Origin of the sequence: Clostridium sp. (assembly GCF_051278035.1) — a bacterium.
Taxonomy (GTDB): domain Bacteria; phylum Bacillota; class Clostridia; order Clostridiales; family Clostridiaceae; genus Clostridium_AD.
Genome location: NZ_JBNMNU010000209.1, coordinates 1 through 6,670, shown reverse-complemented (window position 1 = coordinate 6,670; position 6,670 = coordinate 1). Strand labels below are relative to the sequence as shown.

The 6,670-nt window shown below is 30.6% G+C and carries 8 protein-coding genes and 1 pseudogene; 4 read left to right on the top strand and 5 right to left on the bottom strand.

Translation table 11 applies throughout. The features are described 5' to 3' along the window. Positions 1-196, top strand: a 196-nt coding sequence (locus tag ACJAX4_RS20955) for a hypothetical protein (protein ID WP_435791373.1), incomplete at its 5' end; no start/stop codon positions are given. A gap of 102 nt (positions 197-298) precedes the next feature. Here ACJAX4_RS20955 and ACJAX4_RS20950 read toward each other — a convergent pair. After that, positions 299-715 carry a helix-turn-helix domain-containing protein gene (locus ACJAX4_RS20950; RefSeq protein ID WP_435791372.1) on the bottom strand — a complete coding sequence of 139 codons (417 nt, stop codon included), beginning with the start codon at positions 713-715 and terminating at the stop codon, positions 299-301. Positions 716-807: 92 nt separating this feature from the next. After that, entirely contained in the window at positions 808-1,026 is a 219-nt protein-coding gene (locus ACJAX4_RS20945; protein WP_435791371.1) for a helix-turn-helix domain-containing protein, read from the bottom strand. A gap of 228 nt (positions 1,027-1,254) precedes the next feature. Between ACJAX4_RS20945 and ACJAX4_RS20940 the strand changes: the two genes are divergently transcribed. Together ACJAX4_RS20940 and ACJAX4_RS20935 are read left to right on the top strand one after the other, a co-directional pair. After that, positions 1,255-1,737 carry a helix-turn-helix domain-containing protein gene (locus ACJAX4_RS20940; protein ID WP_435791370.1) on the top strand — a complete coding sequence of 161 codons (483 nt, stop codon included), beginning with the start codon at positions 1,255-1,257 and terminating at the stop codon, positions 1,735-1,737. A gap of 246 nt (positions 1,738-1,983) precedes the next feature. Next, positions 1,984-3,174: pseudogene (locus ACJAX4_RS20935) on the top strand (tyrosine-type recombinase/integrase). 54 nt (positions 3,175-3,228) lie between these two features. Here ACJAX4_RS20935 and rlmD read toward each other — a convergent pair. Then, the gene (rlmD, locus tag ACJAX4_RS20930; protein ID WP_435791369.1) at positions 3,229-4,590 is read right to left on the bottom strand and encodes a 23S rRNA (uracil(1939)-C(5))-methyltransferase RlmD; all 1,362 of its coding nucleotides are present in this window, start codon (positions 4,588-4,590) and stop codon (positions 3,229-3,231) included. Positions 4,591-4,606: 16 nt separating this feature from the next. After that, positions 4,607-4,939, bottom strand: coding sequence for an RDD family protein (locus ACJAX4_RS20925; protein WP_435791368.1), 333 nt, complete (start codon positions 4,937-4,939; stop codon positions 4,607-4,609). A 248-nt stretch (positions 4,940-5,187) separates the two neighbouring features. Here ACJAX4_RS20925 and ACJAX4_RS20920 point away from each other — a divergent pair, with 248 nt between their 5' ends. After that, entirely contained in the window at positions 5,188-5,940 is a 753-nt protein-coding gene (locus tag ACJAX4_RS20920; RefSeq protein WP_435791367.1) for a TSUP family transporter, read from the top strand. A 66-nt stretch (positions 5,941-6,006) separates the two neighbouring features. Here ACJAX4_RS20920 and ACJAX4_RS20915 read toward each other — a convergent pair whose 3' ends face one another. Continuing rightward, positions 6,007-6,510 carry an NUDIX hydrolase gene (locus ACJAX4_RS20915; RefSeq protein ID WP_435791366.1) on the bottom strand — a complete coding sequence of 168 codons (504 nt, stop codon included), beginning with the start codon at positions 6,508-6,510 and terminating at the stop codon, positions 6,007-6,009. Positions 6,511-6,670 lie beyond the last annotated feature (160 nt).

Genomic DNA, 6,670 nt, shown 5'->3' with positions numbered 1-6,670 from the left:
AACAATAACAGTGTGGATAAACAAACTAAAACCAATAGCTGTTGATAATGATAAAACTATTACTACCGAAGACTATCGGAAAATGTTAAAAAAGATAGCAGTATTAGCCTTTATACGTAAGCGTCAAACCTTACCCACCTTCTTAAATACATATATTCACGAAAAACTAGAAACAAAAGCCCCCACATTCCACTGAAGAGGGGGATTAATTTATGCTTATGCACTCTCTAATTTTTCAGCCTCTGTTTCAGTTGGTGCTTTACAATTTTCTGGTATAGTGGCTGACCAAGGAAGTAAATTATCCAATGAATTCACGTATATATATAGTATTTTTCTTAATACTTTTCGTATGTACATCTTGTACATTATCTTTAGGTATATTTTGTACCCTACCCTTAGGTATATTTTGTACATTGGGTACATTTTGTACATTATGTATCTTTTGTACACTACCTTTTAATATATAGTAATGGTTCTTTTGTTTTACTGTTTCTTTTTTTATATACCCTTTTTCAATTAATGAATCAATTATTTTTATAACATATTTTATATGTGAATACCCTAAAAGATTCTTTAAAACCTCAAGACTTGGGTATGCATATCTTTTTAATTGATTATTAAATTTTATTAACATAATTAATGTTAGTTTTTCCATAGGTCTCAAATCTTCATTATCCAATACTTCATCATTATCTATTACTGTATATCCCGCCATCTCGTCACCTACTTTTTACTACCACTCAATTTGATTATCTTTAGTTATAAAAAGCTTTAAATAATGCTCATATAATAATTTGTCTTTAAGCATTAATTAGCCACTACCATCAAATCTTTAATATTATCAAGGTCATCTAAATTTTTACCGTTATAGGTATCAAGAAACCTTACAACTTCTAATTTTGTAATTTTCATAGATCCAAGTTTCAATCCCTGCAATAATCCATGATTTATTAACTCATATACCGCATTTTTATTAACCTTTAGTATTTCAGATACTTCCGCAACTGTATATAAATAACTTTCCATGTTCTTCACCCCTAAATTTTTTTATTATCCTTGTGCCACTATAAATTTTAAAGATATGATTTATTGATTATCCAACTCGTTTAACTTTTAATTTTATGTAATATTCTCACTCCTTTAATGTTTCGTTTGTGTTCTTATGCCCTTATATTATGATTCATTTGTTGTCATGTCAATGTTTTATGTTCCATTTGTTATCATGTATGTTATAATATTTTAAGAGGTGATATCATGACTTTAGGTATAAATATTAAAAAAATAAGATTAGAAAGGAATTTAAAGCAGAGTGAACTTGCTGATATGGCTAAAATATCCCGTGTAGCTATTGGAAATTATGAACGAGGCACCAGAGAACCTACTGCTACAATACTAAATAAAATAGCAACTGCTCTTGGTGTAACAATTAATGATTTAGTTGAAAAAATTAGTTTTGAAGGCGATACTTTAGAAGAGATAACGTCACAACTAAACAGTAATGAATTAATATCGGAAAAACGCAAACAACATGTACTTGATATTCTTCAACCTAAAATTAGATTACACGAAACTACCCCTGAGGTTAGCGATGAACAAGCTTTAATTCATGTAAAAGGATTACTTGATTACATCAAATATAATACTATCCTAAATACGAATGCAATGATTGCACTTAAGAACGCTACTATTATTACACTAAAACTTAAACTCGAGGAAATGGATAATGACCCTGAATAGACTATAAAAAATAACTCTTCAATATAACAATTAAATAATTTTGGAAGTACACTTATGAAAGCTGGAGTACTGCAACGTGATCTTACCTGGTCTTACTATCTTAATTTAGATATAGTTGATGGAAAAAGATGGCTTCAGGACTAAAGGGGATGCGGACTTTATCTGAACAAGAGTATAAAAGCTTTTATAACGGTATAAAAAATTCATAGATTTTGAACTTTATAAACTAAATGATGAGGTGAAATAATGGAAGGTTCAGTTCGTAAAATAGGATAAAATTGGTTTTACTGTTTTGATATGGGTAAAGTTGATGGGAAAAGAAAAAGAACAGAAAAAAAAGGAGGGAAAACAAAAAAAGAAGCCCTCAAAGCTCTACGAGAAGCTATAAGAGATTTTGAAAAATGCGGCTCCATCAGTAAGGAAAGTAATTATAGTGTTAGTGATTATTTTGATTATTGGTATAAAGAATATGCATTAATTAATTGTAAATATAATACTCAAATAAGTTATAAAAATATAATTGAAAATCACATCAAGCCCAACCTAGGAATATATAAATTGAAAACTATAACTCCTGGAGTATTGCAAGAATTTCTGAATAAAAAATATATGAATGGTTTTACTAAAAATACACTCTCGGGATTTTATGGCGTTCTATCAGGAGCATTTAAATCTGCTGTGCATCCTTATCAATTAATTAAGGAAAACCCTATGACATATGTTAATATGCCTAAAATTCAAAACACAAAAAAGAATAAAGAATAACTTAAAGTTATATCTATTGCCGACTATAAACGGATAATTGAAAGGTTTCCAGAAGGTAGTAACTTTTATATACCAATACAAATATCCTTTTATACTGGAATGAGAGCATCTGAAGTCTGTGGTATGACATGGGATTGTATCGACATAGAGAATAAAAAAATTACGGTTGATAAACTTATATATAAAGAGGATGTTTGGTGCTTTGGTACTCCAAAGACCGAAAGTTCAGAGCGAACTATTGAGATGGGTAAAATATTGACAGAGCTATTGAAAAGACATAAAGAATCACAAGAAAAAAATAAATTAAAGTATGGCATCCATTATACTAATAAAACTTACATTTACAAAGATCGTAATAGAACCTATACAAGTATAGATCTTGTATCCACAAAAGAAAACGGTGAACTTATTTCAACCGAAAGTTTAAAATATTTAAGCAGAGTAGTTAATTATGAACTTGGAATTAAATTTAGTTTTCATTCATTTAGGCATACTCATGCAACCATGTTTCTTGAGGCAGATGCTGATTATACAAATTATAAAGGTATTCAAGCTAGATTAGGACATAGCAAATTAGCCACCACTATGGATACCTATTCCCACATCACAAAAAGAATGAAGCAAGCTGATATTGATAAATTTGAAAAACATCTTTCCGACATACTTGAGTAACCGTCGGAAAAATGTCGTAATCTGATTAAGTTTTAAACATCTAAACCCTTGAAGCTATTGATTTACCTTGACTATATCTACAATAGTCTCAATATGAGGTGTATGTGGAAACATATCCATAAGCACTACCTTTTGCACTTTATATCCTCTGCTTATCATTTCCTTTAAATCAACTACTAAGCTTTTAGGGTTGCAGGAAACATAAACTATATGAGGTGCATCAAATTTTATCACATAATCTAATGCAGTAGGGTGAACTCCAACTCTTGGTGGGTCTAAAATAATGCTATCTGGTTTATATTTTATATCTTGAATAACTTTAGCTATATCACCTGCTATAAACTCACAATTATTAAGGTTATTAATTTTTGCATTTTCATTTGCAGCATCCACCGCTTCTTGTATTAACTCAATTCCCAAAACTTTTTTTGCTTTAGGTGCAACTATTTGTCCAATAGTTCCCGTTCCACAATATAAATCAAACACAGTTTTTGATTCTGAATCTCCTAAAAAGTCCCTAACTATACTATAAAGCTTTTCTGCTCCCTTTGTATTTGTTTGAAAAAAAGCTAACGGATTAATTTTAAACTTAAGATCTAATAGATTTTCAATAATATAATCTTTTCCGTATAGTATTTCAGTTTTATCATCCTTAACCATATCAGATAACGAATCATTAAACATATGTATTATTCCAGTAATATTCCCATCACATTTTAACCCTTTTAGCATATTAGTAAGTTCAGTAAGATCAAGATCAATCTGAGTTGTAGTTACTAAATTCACTAATATTTCGCCGGTATTTTTAGCCTTTCGTACAACTAAATTTCTTAAATACCCCTCACGTGACATTACATTATATTGTGGCAATTTAAGTTCTTTAAAATAATTCAATACGAGTTTTAATATTTCTCTAAAATCATTATCTACAATTTTACATTCTGAAACATTGACTATACTAAAGCTTCTTCCTTTTGTATGCATGCCTAGAGCAAGTTCTCCGCCCTTTTTAAAATCACCAAAGGTAAACTCCATCTTATTTCTGTATTCAAACACCTCAGGACTTTTTTCTACACCTAAAAACTCAAAATCTTTTATTCCTGCTTCCGTAAACAATTTTAATACTTGTTGCTCTTTTAATTCTAATTGCTTTTCATAAGAAAGAAATTGATGACTACATCCACCACATAAATCCGTAATGCTGCACTTAGGTTCAATTTTATAGTCTACATCTTTGAGTATTTTTACGATTTTAGCCTCTACTCCTACTTGTCTCTTTTTTGATACTCTACCAATTACGGTTTGCCCAGGAAGTGTACTTTTAATTAAAACTTTTTCACCTTCGTAAAAGGCTATTCCTTGTGCTGGAAACTCTATGTCTTCTATATAAAATTCATACTCTTTACTTTTTTTCATAATATTTCAGAATCTCCTATCCTTTTATAATCGTTAGTCCAGATAATTTCTTACCAATTGTAGTGCATGTTTTTCCACTTTCCATAATACTCATATATAATACCATTACAACCATAAATATTATAAATGACATTTGGAATTTTTGAGTTACAAAATATCCTGTTAATCTGAGAATTGAATCTGCGATAAAAACTAATGCAGTTGATATTGCACCTATAACTATTAAATCTATAAGGCTGGCTTTTAAAGTATCTATAAATCTAAGTTTCATAGATTTTTCACCCTCTATATTTTCTATATGATTTATTTCCTCAGTATTATCCACATTTTTTTCATTTTGTTCTAACATTTTAAATCCTCCTAAATTATAGTATTATTTGAATCATTTTGTTACATTGTCTCTATAAGGAGAAAAAACACTTATGATTTATACTCCCATCTATATATAATACGTATTTATTGTATATAAATCAAGGGGCTAAGTGTATCTTTACAAAACTTACTAGTCATAGCCCTTACATTTATGCTCGTAATCATTTATAATGGTTATGCAATCTTGCACATAATTTAGTTTAAATAAAATTAGGTAGGTGTTTTATGTTAACTATTATTTTTCTATGTATAGCTGGTTTTGTAGCAGCTTTTGTAGACTCAATAGCAGGAGGTGGAGGCTTAATAACCGTACCCGCCTTTATGCTTACAGGACTACCCACTCACATGGTGCTTGGAACTAACAAATTTAGTGCCACTGCTGGTTCTTTTACCTCTTCTCTTAAATTTATAAAATCAGGTAAGGCCAATTTTAAACTTTTAAAATATTTGATCCCTTTTACATTCTTAGGTTCAATGCTAGGGGTTAGAGCGGTACTAAATATAGATCAAAAGTTTCTAAACGGACTAGTTTTAATTCTTATCATGTTTATAGGAATTTATACTCTTTTTTCTAAATCCTTGGGCCTTAAAGATAAATTTCAAGGACTTACTAAAAAAAATGTGTTCTATGGAATAATACTTGCTTTTTCTCTTGGTTTCTATGATGGCTTTTTTGGCCCTGGTACTGGCTCATTTTTAGTTTTTGGATTTATAAGTATCTTTGGCTTCAACTTTTTAGCTTCTTCAGCTAACGCCCGGATTTTAAACTTTACAAGCGGCATTACAGCTCTAGTTTTGTTTGCTCTCAGCGGAAAAATCAATTATACGCTTGGAGTCCCAGTGGCAATATCAATGGTTATAGGGGCTAGAATGGGGACAGCCGTTGCATTGAATAAGGGTTCAAAACTTATAAAGCCTATATTTGTAACAATGTCTTTAGCTGTTGCGGTAAAAATGCTTATAGATATATTTTACTAATTATTATGAATGAACATCAAAAAGTAGTTGGCTGTTAATCCAACTACTTTAAGTTTATTCTCCTGTCTAACGTTTTAAAGAAACTATCATTTTAAATAACTTATCAAGGTAATCAAATGGTATGAATTCACCATTGCATACCATCTGTCTGATTTCCTTAATGCTTACCCATTTCGCGTCAGCAACTTCCTCATACTGAAGTTTTAAATCCATAATATCAACATTTTGGCGTACTAGCCAAATATCATGAAACCTATTTAAAGCTTCAACTGTAAATAAAATCTCACCTGTACCCATATCTAGTTCAATGCCTAGCTCTTCCTTTGTTTCACGGATAGCAGCGTCCATACTACTATCCCCAACTACTGCAGACCCAGCAACAGAACCATCCCACATATTTGGCCATCCCTCTTTCCATGGTTGCCTCTTTTGAATTAGGATTTCTCCCTTGTCATTAACAATCCAAACATGAATAACCAGATGATAATCACCTGACCTCATAGGAATACCTCTTTCATGAGTACATCCAGTTTTTCGTCTATTTTCATCATAAATATCCCACAATTCCATATTAATATCCTCCTCAAAACAATCTATATTCCATTAATCGAATAGAAGCTAACAATTAAAATGTTTCGCCCCTTTCACAACACCCTACGTACCGTTCGGTATAAGGCGTTTCATTAGTTTACGGGTTTAACGTGGTTATAATAATCCGAAAAGAATATGT

Excerpts from the sequence above, each read along its gene's own strand:
- rlmD (WP_435791369.1), bottom strand. The coding sequence starts at position 4,590 with ATGAAAAAAAGTAAAGAGTATGAATTTTATATAGAAGACATAGAGTTT.
- ACJAX4_RS20950 (WP_435791372.1), bottom strand. The coding sequence starts at position 715 with ATGGCGGGATATACAGTAATAGATAATGATGAAGTATTGGATAATGAA.
- ACJAX4_RS20915 (WP_435791366.1), bottom strand. The coding sequence starts at position 6,510 with ATGGAATTGTGGGATATTTATGATGAAAATAGACGAAAAACTGGATGT.
- ACJAX4_RS20940 (WP_435791370.1), top strand. The coding sequence starts at position 1,255 with ATGACTTTAGGTATAAATATTAAAAAAATAAGATTAGAAAGGAATTTA.
- ACJAX4_RS20920 (WP_435791367.1), top strand. The coding sequence starts at position 5,188 with ATGTTAACTATTATTTTTCTATGTATAGCTGGTTTTGTAGCAGCTTTT.
- ACJAX4_RS20945 (WP_435791371.1), bottom strand. The coding sequence starts at position 1,026 with ATGGAAAGTTATTTATATACAGTTGCGGAAGTATCTGAAATACTAAAG.
- ACJAX4_RS20925 (WP_435791368.1), bottom strand. The coding sequence starts at position 4,939 with ATGTTAGAACAAAATGAAAAAAATGTGGATAATACTGAGGAAATAAAT.